At 33.0% G+C, this 16,902-nt stretch carries 14 protein-coding genes; 7 read left to right on the forward strand and 7 right to left on the reverse strand.

Annotation, left to right across the window (positions count from 1 at the left end; all coding sequences use genetic code 11):
* Positions 1 to 101: 101 nt before the first annotated feature.
* Complete coding sequence (gene recQ, locus CVD18_RS06005; RefSeq protein WP_103864544.1) at positions 102 to 2,306, reverse strand: DNA helicase RecQ; 2,205 nt, start codon at positions 2,304 to 2,306, stop codon at positions 102 to 104.
* Between the two features lie 233 nt (positions 2,307 to 2,539).
* Here recQ and CVD18_RS06010 point away from each other — a divergent pair, with 233 nt between their 5' ends.
* The 4 genes from CVD18_RS06010 to lptB all read left to right on the forward strand — a co-directional run bounded on the left by CVD18_RS06010 (position 2,540) and on the right by lptB (position 5,511).
* Positions 2,540 to 3,505 carry an SIS domain-containing protein gene (locus tag CVD18_RS06010; RefSeq protein WP_103864545.1) on the forward strand — a complete coding sequence of 322 codons (966 nt, stop codon included), beginning with the start codon at positions 2,540 to 2,542 and terminating at the stop codon, positions 3,503 to 3,505.
* A 32-nt stretch (positions 3,506 to 3,537) separates the two neighbouring features.
* Entirely contained in the window at positions 3,538 to 4,341 is an 804-nt protein-coding gene (gene tatC / locus CVD18_RS06015; protein ID WP_369858585.1) for a twin-arginine translocase subunit TatC, read from the forward strand.
* Positions 4,338 to 4,688 (forward strand): carboxymuconolactone decarboxylase family protein, encoded by a 351-nt coding sequence (locus tag CVD18_RS06020; RefSeq protein ID WP_103864547.1) that lies wholly within the window; start codon positions 4,338 to 4,340, stop codon positions 4,686 to 4,688. Before tatC ends, CVD18_RS06020 begins: the two co-directional genes overlap by 4 nt.
* Positions 4,689 to 4,770: 82 nt before the next feature.
* Positions 4,771 to 5,511 carry an LPS export ABC transporter ATP-binding protein gene (gene lptB / locus CVD18_RS06025; RefSeq protein ID WP_103864548.1) on the forward strand — a complete coding sequence of 247 codons (741 nt, stop codon included), beginning with the start codon at positions 4,771 to 4,773 and terminating at the stop codon, positions 5,509 to 5,511.
* An 87-nt stretch (positions 5,512 to 5,598) separates the two neighbouring features.
* Here lptB and CVD18_RS06030 read toward each other — a convergent pair whose 3' ends face one another.
* The 4 genes from CVD18_RS06030 to CVD18_RS06045 are packed head-to-tail and all read right to left on the reverse strand — an operon-like array spanning position 5,599 to position 10,307.
* Entirely contained in the window at positions 5,599 to 6,519 is a 921-nt protein-coding gene (locus CVD18_RS06030; protein ID WP_158250399.1) for a CapA family protein, read from the reverse strand.
* 28 nt (positions 6,520 to 6,547) lie between these two features.
* Positions 6,548 to 8,977 carry a DUF3160 domain-containing protein gene (locus CVD18_RS06035; RefSeq protein WP_103864550.1) on the reverse strand — a complete coding sequence of 810 codons (2,430 nt, stop codon included), beginning with the start codon at positions 8,975 to 8,977 and terminating at the stop codon, positions 6,548 to 6,550.
* A 22-nt stretch (positions 8,978 to 8,999) separates the two neighbouring features.
* Entirely contained in the window at positions 9,000 to 9,545 is a 546-nt protein-coding gene (locus CVD18_RS06040; protein WP_199185042.1) for a hypothetical protein, read from the reverse strand.
* A gap of 9 nt (positions 9,546 to 9,554) precedes the next feature.
* Positions 9,555 to 10,307 carry a phosphatidylcholine/phosphatidylserine synthase gene (locus tag CVD18_RS06045; protein WP_103864551.1) on the reverse strand — a complete coding sequence of 251 codons (753 nt, stop codon included), beginning with the start codon at positions 10,305 to 10,307 and terminating at the stop codon, positions 9,555 to 9,557.
* 142 nt (positions 10,308 to 10,449) lie between these two features.
* Here CVD18_RS06045 and lnt point away from each other — a divergent pair, with 142 nt between their 5' ends.
* A complete protein-coding gene (lnt, locus tag CVD18_RS06050; RefSeq protein ID WP_103864552.1) occupies positions 10,450 to 12,057 on the forward strand; it encodes an apolipoprotein N-acyltransferase in 1,608 nt (535 codons plus the stop codon).
* Here the strand turns inward: lnt and CVD18_RS06055 are convergent.
* Positions 12,054 to 13,487, reverse strand: coding sequence for a hypothetical protein (locus CVD18_RS06055; protein WP_146052718.1), 1,434 nt, complete (start codon positions 13,485 to 13,487; stop codon positions 12,054 to 12,056). The two genes, lnt and CVD18_RS06055, sit on opposite strands and share 4 nt — an antisense overlap.
* A 109-nt stretch (positions 13,488 to 13,596) precedes the next feature.
* Between CVD18_RS06055 and CVD18_RS06060 the strand changes: the two genes are divergently transcribed.
* Positions 13,597 to 15,465 carry an ABC-F family ATP-binding cassette domain-containing protein gene (locus CVD18_RS06060; protein WP_103864554.1) on the forward strand — a complete coding sequence of 623 codons (1,869 nt, stop codon included), beginning with the start codon at positions 13,597 to 13,599 and terminating at the stop codon, positions 15,463 to 15,465.
* Positions 15,466 to 15,518: 53 nt separating this feature from the next.
* The gene (locus tag CVD18_RS22950) at positions 15,519 to 16,097 is read left to right on the forward strand and encodes a hypothetical protein (protein WP_199185043.1); all 579 of its coding nucleotides are present in this window, start codon (positions 15,519 to 15,521) and stop codon (positions 16,095 to 16,097) included.
* 138 nt (positions 16,098 to 16,235) lie between these two features.
* On the opposite strand, the gene CVD18_RS06070 is transcribed toward CVD18_RS22950, so the two are convergent.
* Positions 16,236 to 16,829 (reverse strand): PAS domain-containing protein, encoded by a 594-nt coding sequence (locus tag CVD18_RS06070; RefSeq protein ID WP_103864555.1) that lies wholly within the window; start codon positions 16,827 to 16,829, stop codon positions 16,236 to 16,238.
* Positions 16,830 to 16,902 lie beyond the last annotated feature (73 nt).

Raw genomic sequence — 16,902 nt, forward strand, 5'->3', positions numbered from 1 at the left:
TCCACAAATAGACATACTACTTTTTAAATTTCGGGAATAAAAAAAAGGGAATTGTCTTTAAACAATTCCCTTTTTCTTAAATATTTAATCTGTAAAACTTTCTAATTTGCTACTTCACTAATAAACTTAATACGATATAAGCGAAGTTCTTCATCATCATAATCTCCATCAAACTCTTCTATTGCCGTATCTATTTTATCATTTTCTGCCTCTATAAAGTATTCATGAATTTCTTCTTGTTGATCTTCATCAAGGATTTCATCAATCCAATATGCTATATTGAGTTTTGTTCCGCTATATACAATTGCTTCCATTTCTTTAATAAAAGCTGTCATATCCATTCCTTTTGCCGCAGCAATATCATCTAATCGTAATTTGCGATCTACATTTTGTATAATATATAGTTTAAGACCACTATTGGCTCCTGTACTTTTTACTACAAAATCATCAGGTCGCATAATATCGTTTTCCTCAACATATTTTGCGATAAGATCAACAAAGGCTTTTCCATACTTTTTTGCCTTTCCTTCCCCTACTCCATGAACATTTGCAAGTTCTTCGATATTAACTGGATATTTCAGTGCCATATCATCGATAGAAGGGTCTTGAAACACAACAAATGGTGGAACTCCTAGCTTTTTAGCTACTGTTTTTCTCAAATTACGAAGGATCCCTGCCAGTTTATCATCACTACCCGCTTTGGCTCCTGATTTTGCAGCAGTTATTATAGAATCATCAGTCGTTTCATCATAGATATGATCTTCTGTCATCATAAAACTTATAGGGTTTTCTATAAAGTCTTTTCCTTCTGCTGTAATTCTAATCACACCATAGGTTTCTATGTCTTTACGCAAATATCCTGCTACCAACACCTGCCTTACAAGTGCCATCCAATACTTATCATCTTTTGTATTTCCACTTCCAAAAAAGGATTGTTGGTGGGTTCTATGAGAAATAATTAACGCATTATTTTTTCCGATAAGGATATTCACCAAGTCTTTAGACTTATAAATTTCTCCTGTTCTATTCACTACTTCAAGGATCAATTTAACCTCAGCTTTGGCTTCATGCTTTTTCTTTGGATTACGCACATTGTCATCCATATCTGCACCATCACCATTTATACCATCAAATTCTTCTCCGAAATAATGTAATATAAATTTACGTCTGGACATTGAAGTTTCTGCAAAAGCAACAATCTCTTGTAACAAAGCATGTCCTATTTCTTGTTCTGCAACGGGCTTACCGCTCATGAACTTTTCTAGTTTCTCTATATCTTTATATGCATAATATGCAAGGCAATGTCCTTCTCCTCCATCACGACCTGCACGACCTGTTTCTTGATAATAGCTCTCTATACTTTTAGGCATATCATGATGAATAACAAACCGTACATCTGGTTTATCAATCCCCATTCCAAAAGCAATTGTAGCAACTACTACATCAGTATCTTCCATCAAAAACATATCTTGATGTTTAGCTCTCGTCTTGGCATCAAGACCTGCATGATAAGGTACTGCTTTTACACCATTGACTTCTAATGTTTGCGCAAGCTCTTCTACTCGTTTCCTACTCAAACAGTATACGATTCCGCTCTTTCCACTATTCTGTTTTACAAATCGAATAATATCTGCATCTACATTTTTTGTTTTTGGTCGTATCTCATAAAATAAATTAGGTCTATTAAATGATGCCTTAAAAGTCTCGGCATTACTCATTCCTAAATTCTTAAGAATATCTTCTTGCACCTTTGGTGTTGCTGTAGCAGTAAGACCTATGATATGAATATCTTCTCCTATTCGTTTTATGATATTACGAAGATTTCTATACTCTGGTCTAAAATCATGTCCCCATTCACTAATACAATGGGCTTCATCTACCGCCAGAAAAGATATTTTCTGAGATTTTAAAAAATCAACATATTCTTCTTTAGTAAGTGACTCTGGTGCTACATATAGTAATTTTGTAACTCCGTTCACGATATCCTCTTTCACTCTCTTTACTTCAGACTTGTTAAGAGACGAATTAAGTACATGGGCAATACCTTCTACCGATGAGATACTTCGAATAGCATCCACTTGATTTTTCATCAAGGCAATTAAAGGTGAAACCACAATTGCTGTTCCTTCACACATTAATGCTGGTAGTTGATAACATAGGGATTTTCCTCCACCCGTAGGCATTATTACAAATGTATTTTGTTTTTTAAGAATACTTTGTATTACCTTTTCCTGTAGTCCTCTAAATTGACTAAACCCAAAGTGCTTCTTCAATGCACTTTGCAAGTCAGTTCCGTTCAAACTCATTAAATCATTTAACTTTTATATACCAATTAAATAAAGATTAACTAACACTAATCTACTTTCCCCAAATATAGATTAATGGAAATTTCATTATAATTTTAACTTGTCAAAGATAAACAAAGCATAAATTAATATGCTTTTTTTTATGACTATTTAAAATTAATAAGGTATTGTATACCTTTGCGTAAATTAAAGATAATAAAATCTTTAATTATAACATACAAATATTTTAAATTTTGAATACCCAAGATACTATAATCTCATATGCCCGAAAAACTATCGCCGAAGAAGCTCGTGCGATTGCTCATTTGGAAGAACTCATTGATACAGAGTTTTCTAACGCTATAGAAACCATACACAACTCAAAAGGAAGAGTTATTATTACTGGAATTGGCAAGAGTGCTATTATTGCTACCAAAATTGTAGCTACTATGAACTCTACAGGTACTCCTGCAGTATTCATGCATGCAGCAGATGCTATACATGGTGATTTAGGAAATATCCTCGAAGATGATGTTGTTATTTGTATTTCTAAAAGTGGTAACACTCCAGAAATAAAAGTATTAGTTCCTTTTATTAAGAATTTCAAAAACCCTTTAATAGGTATTACTGCTAATAAAGAATCATTCTTAGGTAAAGAAGCTGATTATGTTTTGCATGCGTATGTAGAAAAAGAGGCATGCCCCAACAATCTGGCTCCTACCACCAGTACTACTGCTCAACTTGTAATAGGTGATGCATTGGCAGTTTGCTTATTACATCTGCAAGGTTTTTCTAGTCGTGATTTTGCAAAATACCATCCAGGAGGAGCTCTTGGTAAAAAATTATATCTGAGAGTAAGCGATATTACCTCTCAAAATGAAAAACCAGAAGTATCTCCTGATTCTGATATAAATAGTGTTATTGTAGAAATAACAGAAAAAAGATTAGGTGCAACTGCCGTTACAAAAGATGGAAGTATTCTTGGTATTATAACAGACGGCGATTTACGTAGAATGCTTACTACCAATACTTCTTTTGCTGGATTGACTGCAAAAGATATTATGTCTTCAAATCCTAAGCGAATTGATAATGATGCTATGGCAGTAGATGCTTTGGATAGGTTAGAAGAAAACTCAATCACCCAATTACTTGCAGAAAAAGAAGGTAAGTATACAGGGTTAATACATATTCATGATCTAATGAGAGAAGGTATTTTATAATGGCTATAAACAAACAAAAAAACCCTCAATCTATGTCTTTTCTAGATCATCTAGAAGAGTTACGTTGGCACCTGATTAGAGCAACAGTAGCTATACTTATTGCTGGTATTGCTGCTTTTATTGCTAAAGAGTTTATTTTTGATGTGGTCATTTTTGGCCCCAAAAAGCCTGATTTCCCTACCTATAAAGGTTTATGTAATTTATCTAAAGCCCTAGGACTAGATGAAAGCTTATGTTTTAAAGAACTACCTTTTAGTGTACAAAGTAGAAAAGTTGCTGGGCAGTTTTCTGTTCATATATGGACATCCATAACCGCAGGATTTATCTTTGCTTTTCCTTATGTTATATATGAATTCTGGAAATTTATAGCCCCAGCAATGTATGACAATGAAAAAAAATACTCTAAAGGATTTATTATCATTTGCTCTTTTTTATTCTTTTTAGGTGTCCTTTTTGGGTATTATATAATTACTCCGTTATCGATTAATTTTTTAGGAGGATACCAAGTAAGTAAAGAAGTGCTCAATGAATTTGATATTGATAGCTATATTGCATTAGTGAGGGCATCGGTAATTGCCTGTGGATTAATATTTGAATTACCTATTATTATGTTCTTTCTTACTAAAGTAGGGTTAGTTACTCCTGAATTTTTAAGAAAATACAGAAAATTTGCTTTGGTAATTGTACTAATCCTTTCTGCCATCATTACACCACCAGATATTGCAAGTCAGGTTATTGTAGCTATCCCAGTATTAATTTTATATGAAGTAAGTATTTTTATTTCTAAAGCTGTCATAAAAAAACAAAATAAGAAACTACAAAAACAATCCAAATGAGTGATATGGTTGACGAATTCAATGCGTACAGAGAAAAAATGAATTCTCGTATTCTTGAAGATAATAATAAAGTGATTAAAAGAATTTTTAACTTAGACACCAATGCCTTTATGGAAGGTGCTTTAAATGTAAAGACCAAAGAATTATTAGGTTTGGTTGCTTCTGCTGTTTTACGATGTGATGATTGTGTACGCTATCACCTAGAAACCTGTCATAAAGAAGGTTTAACCAAAGAAGAGGTAGCAGAAGCCTTAAGTATAGCTACTCTTGTAGGAGGTACTATTGTTATCCCACATTTACGTCGTGCTTATGAATTTTGGGACGCTCTAGAAGCAAAAGCTTCTTAAGTTTAATTACGGTTAAAAAGAATAATGTAAATTTACTCGCTCATTGTAGCAACAACCCTTATATAAAAGAAGTCATTCTAATATGAAGTTAAAAGCAGATAATCTTATAAAGTCTTATAAAGGCAGAAAAGTAGTAAAAGGCATCTCTCTAGAAGTAAATCAAGGAGAAATTGTCGGACTATTAGGCCCTAATGGTGCTGGAAAAACAACTTCTTTTTATATGATTGTTGGTTTGGTAAAACCAAATGGCGGAAAAATCACTTTAGAAAACATTGATATCACAAAATACCCAATGTACAAACGTGCACAAAATGGTATAGGATATCTTGCACAAGAAGCTTCTGTTTTTAGAAAATTAAGTATTGAAGATAATATACTAAGTGTACTACAGCTTACCAAGCTATCAAAAAAAGAACAGCTTCACAAAATGGAAGCTCTGATAGAAGAGTTTGGGCTTGGACACATTCGTAAAAACCGTGGAGATCTATTAAGTGGAGGAGAACGACGACGTACCGAGATTGCCCGTGCACTAGCTACAGATCCTAATTTCATCCTTTTGGATGAACCTTTTGCAGGTGTAGACCCTGTAGCTGTAGAAGATATACAACGAATTGTTGCTCAATTAAAAAACAAAAACATTGGTATTTTGATTACCGATCATAATGTACAAGAAACACTGGCTATTACAGATAGAACGTATCTGATGTTTGAAGGAAGTATCCTTAAAGCTGGGATTCCTGAGGAACTAGCTGAAGATGAAATGGTACGTAAGGTCTATCTTGGGCAAAATTTTGAATTACGAAAAAAGAAGTTGAACTTTTAGGTATTAATTAAAAATAACATCTTTTATACCAAAGCGAGTTTATCTCGCTTTTTACATAACAACCCTTATCTCTGAAAGGTATTTTATCTATAATTTAGGAACACATTTTTCTATATCGAATATAATTTCTTTTATAGAAAATCCTTTCTTTTTTACCTCTACCTGAACCAATAATCCTTTTGAATTAATTGGATTTGATTGATCAAAAATAAAATTCCCTATTCCATAGTAAATAAAGCTTCCTTTATAAACTTCTATAGACTGTATGGTATGAGTATGATGTCCTATTATAATATCTGCTCCTGCATCAACTAATTCATAAGCATGTTGCTTTTGTAAGGTTTGTGGAACAACTGTATGTTCTGCCCCCCAATGTAATTGAATAATTACAATAGCGTTAGGGTCTTTTCTTTTTAGTTTTTTAATTTTTTCAGAAATAGCAACAAAAGAGTCTTCGCAAACACAAGGTTTATTCTCTAAAAAAGGCCAGTTTTCTGAAGGTACTTGAAGTGAGGATAGCACATATACTGGTCTAGGAGAAATGGTTATCAATTGAGCTTTACATGCTTCTTTAAAATTCTCTCCAAACCCTAAGGGTATTAGTCCGCTTTCTTGAATATTTTTTTTAGTATCAACCAATCCATTTCTTCCTTGATCCATACTGTGATTATTAGCCATGTTAAGATGTGTTATCTTATGATCTTTCAATCCTCGTAACCATTCTGGCTCTGCTCTAAAAATATATTTTTTATTAACTGGCTCCTTTATTTTTGTCGCTGGACATTCTAGATTAGCTATCACGATATCACTATGATCAAAAATAGAATCTATAGTTGAATGAAATAGATTATCGATACCTAAATGCTCTATACGTTCTCTAACCCCTCTATCCAAAAGTAAATCTCCAACAAAAACAATTTTTTTTGTTACTATTTCTTTTTTCGAAGAACTACACGAAGCAATAAGCAGACTAATTAAAAACAGTATATAAAATAATCTACAATGCATTTGAATTCTGTTTTTAATTAGTCTTCTATCAACACCCCGAACTATAAAATATTTTCTCATTAGATTTAGGAGCATTAATTGGTAGTATGATTTCTTTGATCCAACTTGGTACTTCTGGCGCCTGGCCATCCTCTAGCATTTTCTGCCACTCTTCATCTGTCAAACGGTTCCCTAGAGGGACATGAAACTCATGATATCCAAATACTGCACCTTTGGTTATATACAAATATCCTTCGATCTCAACAATAACATATATATCATTTACATTTCCTGTAGCTACATGTAAAACACCTTTATCTGGATTATTTTCCCCATTTGAAGTGTATACATCTGCAATAACCGCAACTGACTTATCAGGTCCTGTAACATTCTCCCAACTATCCGTACTTTTCCCTTCTAGAGTTACTAAATCTAATGTTAACCACTCAAATGTACTCCCTATCACTTCAATCTGCCTATATTCTTTTTCAGACAACACTTTCCCTTCCAGTTCTTTCTTACTGGCAGTTAGTAAGAACTCAGCATTTTCTATCATACCATTTGTTACTCTGGTAATTTTAGAATTCATTAAATTATGTTTCACCAAAACTTCTTTGGTTAGATTTGTCAATGCTATAACAGAGTTCCAATATTTAATATTAGGCTCTACATAACCGATAGTATAAGGACTTGGCGGGCCACCATCCCCACACTCGGCTGCCATGGGTTGTTCTGCATATAATATTGCATCATGTTTCAACTCTGCCCAAGATGCCAAAGAAGCATTTAAATCTTTTTTGGCCCATTGAGGGGTTTGCATAAAATAAGGATATTTCACATCTGGCTTTTGCAATTCCAAAAGGCTCTGAACCCATTTATTGTATACCGTTGCACTCCAATCTACCTCTTTCATTTTATTCTGCAAGCCAGCAAGGATTTGAGGATACTTATCCCATTTCTCTCCTTCATTCAATTCATTAATCAATATTTCATTGGCAGAAGAGCTCCCGAATGCAGCCATTACATCAAGTCCTTTGGGGTATGCTCGCTTTGTCACTTTACTCTCCACATCCACCAACGCTTGTAACACTTCATTATCAGACAAATACCTCTGTGGAATACAGTTAATTTTCTCACACCCTTGCCCTGAATTGATACGGTTTTGATCACTAGCTATTTTCTCTACATCCTTTCTAAAACCTTGTAATGCATCTTGATCTACAAGAAGGTCATTAAGGTTCAAATTATTTTTTTGAATTACCTCGATAAGATTCAAAAACGAAACATTATCTGGCAATCCAATAATAAAATTAATAGGCTCCATCAAAGCCATATATTTTATTAACGTTTTTTCTTCAAAATTTGGACTATTTGCTATTGTCGAAGCGCTCATTATAGCTCTTCGTAATTGCACATCATTATCCAAACAGAAAGATGCTGTTTGTAACCACATCATAGCTTTAAAATATCGCTTTAAACCATCTGTTCTTGTATAATGCCCTCTAGGCTTAAACAAGCTATAAAAGAAGCCTATATCTAAAAACTCCGAGAAACCATCTATTCCAGCTGTTATACTTTGTAATTCTTTATCATACAAAAGTGCATATTGTTCCGGTACCTCAACTTTTTTTTCACTCAAAATACTATAAGCTATCGCATAATATGTATAATTATATTGTGCTATCTCTTTTACTGATGTTTCTGTGGCTGTTTCCTGAATAGTTATCATATCAGTCATCATTGCTTCACATATTTGCGAGAGCAAAGAGATAAAATGATCCTCTTCTACTGTTCTTAAAACATATCCAAAATACATATGAAACAACTGCATATACATATCAGTAGTTACAAAATTCGGAAACTGCTGATAATCATTTTTTTCATATACATGAAATAACTGAATATTATCATTAGGAATAATAGCAAATCCATATTGTCCTAACATTGTTTTTAACTTCTGAGGAGTCTCTTCCATCTGAAAAAGATTAACAACATTACTCATGTTTGGTGATTTTCGATTTTCTATTTGTCGAAAATTCTGTTTCTTTAACTCAACTTCTCTCGCTTTTATTTTTTCTATAAACCTTTGTTCTTCATCTGTATAAGAAATAGGATCAACAACTCTTTCTCCTTCTTCTGCCCAATATCTTTCTTCCATTTTATCATCGTACCAACTGGTAGTGCTAAATATCCCTCTAAGATCTGCTTTCATAAAACAGTATCCTTGTCGTGCCGCAAAGACATTGCGAAGAATACGGAGATCAGAAAGACTAAGTCCTGAAATATTCATATTCAAATCAATAGCACTATTAAGTCTCTCTAAATCAAGCTCTCTAATCAAACCTACAGAATCCTCTGTCTCCTCATCTTCTTTTGCAATATTTGTAGTTTGACCTTCAACCTTTTTTCTTTTTGGTTTCTCATTCCCTCCACAACTCAATAAAACAGACAAAATCGTGAACATGATTATTTTTTTCATATGTTTTTTCTAAATATGTTTATTATTTTTCTAACAAAGTAAAAGCTGACATACTATCAATTTCCCGTTTTAAATACCTTGTAAACTCCAACCCAAATTTGCGCCATTTATATTCTGCCACCAGATATTTCCTGCTTTTCTCTCTTTCTACACTCCATATTCTAGGTTTTTTTTCTACTTTCTTAAATCTAAAATTAACTAAAGGTTGACCTAACCTAGACCCTAACCAAAGAGGACGGACTAGTCCTTTGTAATTTTTAAAAATAAAAAGCCTTTTAGCTTTTTTAGAATCGAAACGAGTAGTTTTCACTACTCCCACCATTGCATCTTCTATCCCATCATCATCTACATCTCCTGTCTGAAAATGGTATACTGGGTAAGACAACTCCCAAAAATCAGAAGTAATGTTTTGATTAACAGTTAAATTATACAACGAATCATGTTGTTTAAACAAAGAAAAAGAAGGCTTTGTTTCTTTGTTTAAAATATTTTGTCTTGAACAAGAGAAACAACTGATTACTAATAAAACATACCATAATATAATTGCGATATTTTTATATAAAATCATACTATTAAATTACTTTTTATTGGCAGAAAACACTGACATCAAAATATATAACAATATTACACAAGGTATTGCCATAAATTTTAAGGCGACAATCAATACAACAGTCAATAGTAAAAATATATATCGTATTTTATTTTTTGCGAATCCCCATGTTTTAAATTTTAAAGCAAATAATGGAATTTCTGCATTCAACAGGTAACAACTCAATAGAGTTAACCCTATTAAAAACCATTCATTGAGAATAATTGCTTGTATCCATAACTCTGGTTGAAACTTGAGTATAAGTGGTAAACTCATAATCAAAAGAGTATTTGCAGGTGTAGGCAAGCCAATGAATGATGTTGTTTGTCGTGTATCTATATTGAATTTAGCCAAACGATACGCAGAAGCCAAGGTAACCAACAAGCCTAATAAAGACAGATAAGACATATCAAAACTTGCCAAAACTTGTTCAGAGTTCCAAGAAGGAGGTGTTGCATAAAAAGGTTTTCCAAAAACCCGAGATAATAATTGGTACATTACAATACCTGGGGCAACACCGCTGGTTACCATATCTGCTAAAGAATCGAGTTGTAACCCCAACTCACTTTTCACATCTAGTACTCTAGCCACAAAACCATCAAAAAAATCAAACCCTATTCCAATCATTACAAACAATGCTGCAAGCTCTAAATGCCCTTGAACAGCAAAAATAACTGCAATACATCCACTAAAAAGGTTTAGTAATGTTATACCATTTGGAATTTGCTTTTTGATCCACATATATATTTGATTTTACGTAAAAATAATAAACTATTTGAGTCTATTGGTATAGTTTTCAAACTTAACAAAAAAGAAGTATTCAATTTTATTAATTGTAATCAAATAAGTTTAATTTCGTCCTTAGAACCAAGGAAGCTTTTTTATGAGAAATATTATACTATCTATCATTTCAGGACTTTTGCTCGCAATCGGCTGGCCAACATATGGCTTCCCTTTATTTTTATTCTTTGGTTTTATTCCTTTATTGATTGCAGAGTATAACATTCGCTCTGACAAATACAGTAAAACAAAAGTTTTCGGACTTGCTTTTCTCTCACTTTTTATATGGAATATTATTACTACATGGTGGATATATAATTCCACACCATTTGGAATGTGGTTTGCAGAAATTGTGAATAGTCTAGCAATGGCTCTTGTATTTTTGATCTATCATATCGTAGCCAAAAGGACTACTTTTACTATTAGTAGTATATTTTTGGTATGTATCTGGATGAGCTTTGAGTATCTACACTTACAATGGGAGTTTTCTTGGCCTTGGCTCAACTTAGGTAATGGCTTTGCTAATTTCACCTCATGGATACAATGGTACGAATATACAGGAACTTTTGGGGGTACGCTTTGGGTATGGGTTGTCAATATCAGTTTATATAAGAGTATTTTATTATTTATAGAGCACAGAGATAAAACCATCTTATATAGGGCGGCTATTCGTAATGGTTTATTTATCCTGCTCCCTATTTTTTTATCATTTATCATACTAAACACTTATCAAGAAAAGGGAAAAACGATAGAAGTGATTTTATTACAACCTAATATAAATCCTTATACAGAAAAGTATAACACCAATGATATTCGTATTGGTAACTTATTAGATTCTCTTACTAGAACAGTAATTACATCTGATACTGATTTTATTATCGCTCCAGAAACTGTATTTGCAGATAATAACAGACTGCACCTTTTTTCTAATTCTATTGCAAAAAAGACTGCTATCAAAATACTTAATCAATACCCAAATGCAAATTTTTTATCTGGTATCTCATTAATTGATGTTTTTAATGATCCTGCAAAAATTCATGGACAAACTAATACATACAAAGATGGAATATATTATGATGACTACAATTCTGCTTTTTTTGTAAGACCTGATAAGACTGATGAATTATACCACAAAAGTAAACTAGTTGTAGGAGTAGAAAATTTCCCGTATCAAAGTGTCTTAAAACCTATTCTTGGTGATGCTATGATTGATTTAGGGGGGACGGTAGCAAAAAAAACTACACAACAAGATCGAGAAGTTTTTTTCACAAAAGATAGTATTGGTGTAGCTCCTATGATTTGTTATGAAAGCATATATGGTGAATTTGCTACAGGTTATATAAGAAACAAGGCCAATTTTCTGGCTATCATAACCAATGACGCGTGGTGGGGCAATACGCAAGGACATCAACAACATGTATCCTATGCCAAGCTTAGAGCAATTGAAACAAGAAGAAGTGTTGCTAGAAGTGCCAATACAGGGATTTCTGCCATTATCAACCAAACTGGAAATATCATTACACAACTAGAGTATGAACAACAAGGGGCATTAAAAGGCACTCTTACTATTAATGATGAAATTACCTTTTATGTAAAGGCAGGAAACTATCTAGCTAGAGTTTCTATATTTATTGCTGTTTTTATATTTCTTTTTTCTGTCACCAGAAGAAAACAAACCCTTAACATTTCTAAAACAGAAGATTCAAATTAATTTGTCGTGGTTCTATAGGTTCTTTGCCTATTAGTAATTACCGAACAACTAATACGCAATCTAGTTACTCCTGATATTTGTAAAGGAGTATCTCCTGGCATACCACCATACTCTACAATATATCCTTGTGATGCATAAGCCCCCCCTAATGCTCCTCCTTGAATAGGCAAATCATTCCATGAGTTAGGGGTTCCTATTCCAGGTGCAGTAATATGAGCATAATCCTCTCCGCCACAACAGTTATTTGGCTCTCCCCCATTCCAAAATTCAAACTCCCCTGGCACCACAGTTCCTGTTTCATCTCCTACCCAAAACAACATCCCTGCTTCTGGTCCTGTAGTCCACCTCCATTGCCCTTCTGCTGCTTCATCATTTGCACCTATCCAACCATTTTCTGTAATCTGTGATCCTGCAAAAGCTGCTTCTCCTGCACTAGTCAGTGTGGTCAAATATCCTTGTAATCCAAAATAGGTTCTAGCTGCTGCTGCATCTCTAGCATCATCCCATCGAATACCTGCACTAGGTACAAATTCATAAAAATGACCTGTTTCTGGTAAGAAAAGTGCATTTCCTATAACCACAGAAAATTCTTTTAATTCTGGAGGGTTAGCTCCACTAGCAGAATATACAACAGCAAGAATAGCAGCTTCAAATTCTGCAAATGTAGCTGGGCCTGTAAGAAACAGTCTTCCTTCTGTAGCATTCCACGAATCTGTGATACTAGGATGAGATCCTGTTAAGGTTAATAAATCTTGACCATTGACATATCCTGTAGATATTTGTACTGATATTTCATCTACCGTAGTATCATCAGGATCCGTTATAGTTACAGATTGCACTATTTGTTTAGAATTTGATGCATTAGGACAAAAAGGCTGATCCCCACTAACCACAATTGAAGGAGGTTGATCTGGAGTAAATGCTGATGTTATTTGTACATTATCTACAAAAAACCTATCCGAACCATGATTCCAATCGGGCCCAATATTCTCAAAACGTATAGTAGTATTAGCTGACATATGAGCTGAAATATCTACGCTATAAAAACCAGATTGACTCCCGCCAAATGTTTCTAATGTTGTAAAAGTAATTCCATTACTAGATACTCTAATAGCTATTTCCTCTCCCGCTTCAAGACTAGAAGTTTGCCAATTAAACGATAAAGTAGCAGTGGCTGCTGCGGATAAATCTGCTCTTCGTTCTATATATTCGTCCCAAATATATCTAAGCCTAAGGCGATTTCCTGTTATTCTAATATAACCATTTCCAGCATTATTAGTATCGTTGACTTCATTCCAATTGGTAGCCCAATTTGATGTTCCATCATTATTAGCATATGAAACTGCCTGAAATTCATCTCTATACGTATCTTGGGCATAAGACAACATACAAAATAGAAAGATAAAGGTGCAAATAAGTAGGTTTCTCATATGTCAAATATAAAAATAAAGGGCAAAATAGACATACCGAAATATTTAAAACACTTCCTACCCAAAAATATTAGTAAATCTTTGTTTCTTTGTAGCCTAAAACAACAAGGTGAATTACGTATCGGTAGAACATATTGCCAAGGCATTTGGAGAACGCATTCTTTTTAAAGACATTTCTTTTGGAATCAATGAAGGGCAAAAAATTGGTTTCGTAGCCAAGAACGGAACTGGAAAAACTTCATTACTTAATATAGTTGCTGGAGATGAACAGCCTGACGAAGGGCAGGTGGTTTATCGCAAAAACATAAAAGTCTCTTTTTTACCTCAAGAGCCTAACTTAGACCCAAACCTTACTATTGAGCAAACTATTTTTGCTTCTGAAAATGATACGCTTAAAGTAATCAGCACGTATGAAAAAGCATTACAAAATCCTGATGATGCAGAAGCCTATCAACTTGCATTTGAACAGATGGATGCCATTAATGCTTGGGATTTTGAGACACAGTATAAACAAATCTTATTCAAGCTTAAGCTTGATGATTTGACAAAAAAGGTGCAAGATCTATCGGGTGGTCAAAAAAAACGACTAGCACTTGCTAATATTTTATTAAGCAAACCTGACCTGTTATATCTTGATGAACCTACAAACCATTTGGATTTGGAAATGATAGAATGGCTCGAAGAATATTTTGCTAAAGAAAATTTCACTTTGTTTATGGTTACTCATGATCGCTATTTTCTTGAAAATGTTTGTAATGAGATTGTAGAATTAGAGAATGGTCAACTTTATAGTTACAAAGGAAATTATGCATACTATCTAGATAATAAAGAATCTAGAGTTTCTAATGAGCAAATAGCAACTGATAAAGCAAAACAATTATATAAAAAAGAATTAGACTGGATGCGTCGTCAGCCCAAAGCACGTACTACCAAGTCTAAATCCAGAATCGATGATTTCTACGAAATCAAAGATCGAGCACATAAACGCCGTAATGATCACGAAGTACAATTAGAGATCAATATGGAACGTATGGGGAGCAAAATTTTAGAGCTTCATAATATCTCTAAGAAGTTTGATGACCTTATACTACTAGATAAATTTGATTATGTTTTCAAAAAAGGAGAACGTATTGGTATTATTGGTAAAAACGGAACGGGTAAATCTACTTTTTTAAACATGATTACAGGTGGCATTACTCCTGATCATGGAAAAATTGTTATTGGAGATACTATCAAATTTGGGTATTATACACAAAATGGTATTACCATCAAAGAAGGGCAAAAGGTTATTGATGTTATTCGAGAATTTGGTGATTATATCCCTTTAAAGAAAGGACGACAAATTTCTGCTCAACAATTATTAGAACGTTTTTTATTTGACCGTAAAAAACAGTATGATTTTGTAGAAAAATTAAGTGGTGGAGAACGCAAACGTTTATACCTATGTACTGTACTTATTCAAAACCCTAATTTTCTTATTCTAGATGAACCCACTAATGACCTTGATATTGTAACACTTAATGTTCTAGAAAATTTCTTATTAGATTTCCCTGGTTGTTTGATGGTGGTATCACATGATCGTTATTTTATGGATAAAATTGTAGATCATTTATTTGTTTTTAGAGGAAATGGGGTTATTCAAGATTTCCCTGGTAATTATACGGATTATCGTATATATGAGAACAGTAAAGAACCAACCGCAAAAATTTCTGAAACCACCGAGACCAAAAATAAAAATACATGGAAAAAAGATAATAAGGCTGCTTTATCTTATAATGAGCAAAAAGAGTATAATAAAATTGAACGTGAACTGAAAAAACTAGAATTGCTGAAAAAAGATATAGAAAACCTCTTTGTTGATGGTAGTTTGAATGAAGAAGAAATAAATTCTGAATCACAAAAACTTCAAGATATCATACAAAAGATCGAAGAAAACGAACTACGATGGTTTGAGCTTTCTGAAAAACTAGAGGAATAATACTGTTCTTATTAATTAACAAAAATCTTTTTTTGATTTTTATATAGTTTAAAATGCATTTCAAAATAAAAGCATACTTCAATTTTTTTTGTTCATCTACAAACCAACATGGTGTACATTCTCCTTTTGTATATAACTTGGTTTCCAAATGTTTTTATAATAAAAAACAGACTCCCGCATATGCAACTATAAAATCAATTCTTAAAAAATCAAAAACACCAACAACTATTACCTACAAAGTTGCAAAACTTTTAAATCGTACTCTTTCTTATTTTGAATCTAAAAGGGTATTAGTTTTGGCAAACTCTGCTGATAGTATATCACAAATACTATCTACAAATAATGAGATCTTGATTGACACAACCTTATCACCAAATAGTAATGAATATGATATGATTTATCTGGATATAGATTATTTTGAATCCCTTTCTGACCTGACTTCTCTACATTCAAAAACACATAATGACAGTATTGTTATAATCAATTCAATACATAATTCTAGGACTAGTTCTATCATTTGGGAAAAAATAAAAAAAGACCCTTATATTACTGTGACAATAGATACTTTTTTTCTTGGTTTTGTTTTTATAAGAAAAGAACAGGCTAAAGAAGATTTTATTATCAGAACGTAATAGATATCTTTTTTACCTCAGCTGCTTTCTAAAGAAAGAGTTATTTATAATAAAAAAAAACCTAAGAAATACTTTGTGAAAAGTATTTCTTAAGTTTACAACAGTTAGAAAACTATCTGTTTAATTTCACTCAATAGCTTACCTAAATAACCTTACAAATAAGCCTTTTCGCTTATGGTATTGTAGATCTTTTAAATCCAAAGGTTTTTTATCTGCAAGACATATATCTTCAATATATTCATCATATGTCATTCCTTTTTCTTCTAAAAAGCCTATAAAGTACTTCTCTGCTGTCTCCACACCTCTAGCCTGCTCTATAGATAGAATCTTACTATATAGTTTACTTATCTTTTCTATAGTGTTTCTTGGTGGTGCTTTTCTTCTAGCAAAGAAAGAAGCTATTTCTCCAGCATCATCCTGTTTTACTTCAAAATCAGTGATTACCCAATAGTATCTTCCATCTTTGGCTAAGTTTTTTACCAAAGCGTTGATATTTTGTTTTGACTGTAATCGTTCCCAAAGCCACTTAAATACAACTTTGGGCATATCTGGATGCCGTATCACATTATGAGGTTGGCCTATCAATTCATATTCTTCGTAACCACAGACTTCCATAAAATAGTCATTTGCATACTCTATAATTCCTTTGGAATCAGTTTTGCTCATGATCGTCTCTTTAGGATCCAAAATTACCTCTGCATTGATAGGTTCTGGACGTTTCAGTGCTTTCATATTTATAATTGTTAGTTAATTGATTAGGACAAAATTAAATTTTACGCAGAGCGCAAAGTATGACGAAAATCAT

Origin of the sequence: Aquimarina sp. I32.4 (assembly GCF_002924285.1) — a bacterium.
Lineage (GTDB): Bacteria > Bacteroidota > Bacteroidia > Flavobacteriales > Flavobacteriaceae > Aquimarina.

Bases quoted from the DNA above. Each gene is read 5' to 3' on its own strand.
- recQ (WP_103864544.1), bottom strand. From the start codon at position 2,306: ATGAGTTTGAACGGAACTGACTTGCAAAGTGCATTGAAGAAGCACTTT.
- tatC (WP_369858585.1), top strand. From the start codon at position 3,538: ATGTCTTTTCTAGATCATCTAGAAGAGTTACGTTGGCACCTGATTAGA.
- CVD18_RS06020 (WP_103864547.1), top strand. From the start codon at position 4,338: ATGAGTGATATGGTTGACGAATTCAATGCGTACAGAGAAAAAATGAAT.
- lptB (WP_103864548.1), top strand. From the start codon at position 4,771: ATGAAGTTAAAAGCAGATAATCTTATAAAGTCTTATAAAGGCAGAAAA.
- CVD18_RS06030 (WP_158250399.1), bottom strand. From the start codon at position 6,519: ATGCATTGTAGATTATTTTATATACTGTTTTTAATTAGTCTGCTTATT.
- CVD18_RS06035 (WP_103864550.1), bottom strand. From the start codon at position 8,977: ATGAAAAAAATAATCATGTTCACGATTTTGTCTGTTTTATTGAGTTGT.
- CVD18_RS06040 (WP_199185042.1), bottom strand. From the start codon at position 9,545: ATGATTTTATATAAAAATATCGCAATTATATTATGGTATGTTTTATTA.
- CVD18_RS06045 (WP_103864551.1), bottom strand. From the start codon at position 10,307: ATGTGGATCAAAAAGCAAATTCCAAATGGTATAACATTACTAAACCTT.
- lnt (WP_103864552.1), top strand. From the start codon at position 10,450: ATGAGAAATATTATACTATCTATCATTTCAGGACTTTTGCTCGCAATC.
- CVD18_RS06055 (WP_146052718.1), bottom strand. From the start codon at position 13,487: ATGAGAAACCTACTTATTTGCACCTTTATCTTTCTATTTTGTATGTTG.
- CVD18_RS22950 (WP_199185043.1), top strand. From the start codon at position 15,519: ATGCATTTCAAAATAAAAGCATACTTCAATTTTTTTTGTTCATCTACA.
- CVD18_RS06070 (WP_103864555.1), bottom strand. From the start codon at position 16,829: ATGAAAGCACTGAAACGTCCAGAACCTATCAATGCAGAGGTAATTTTG.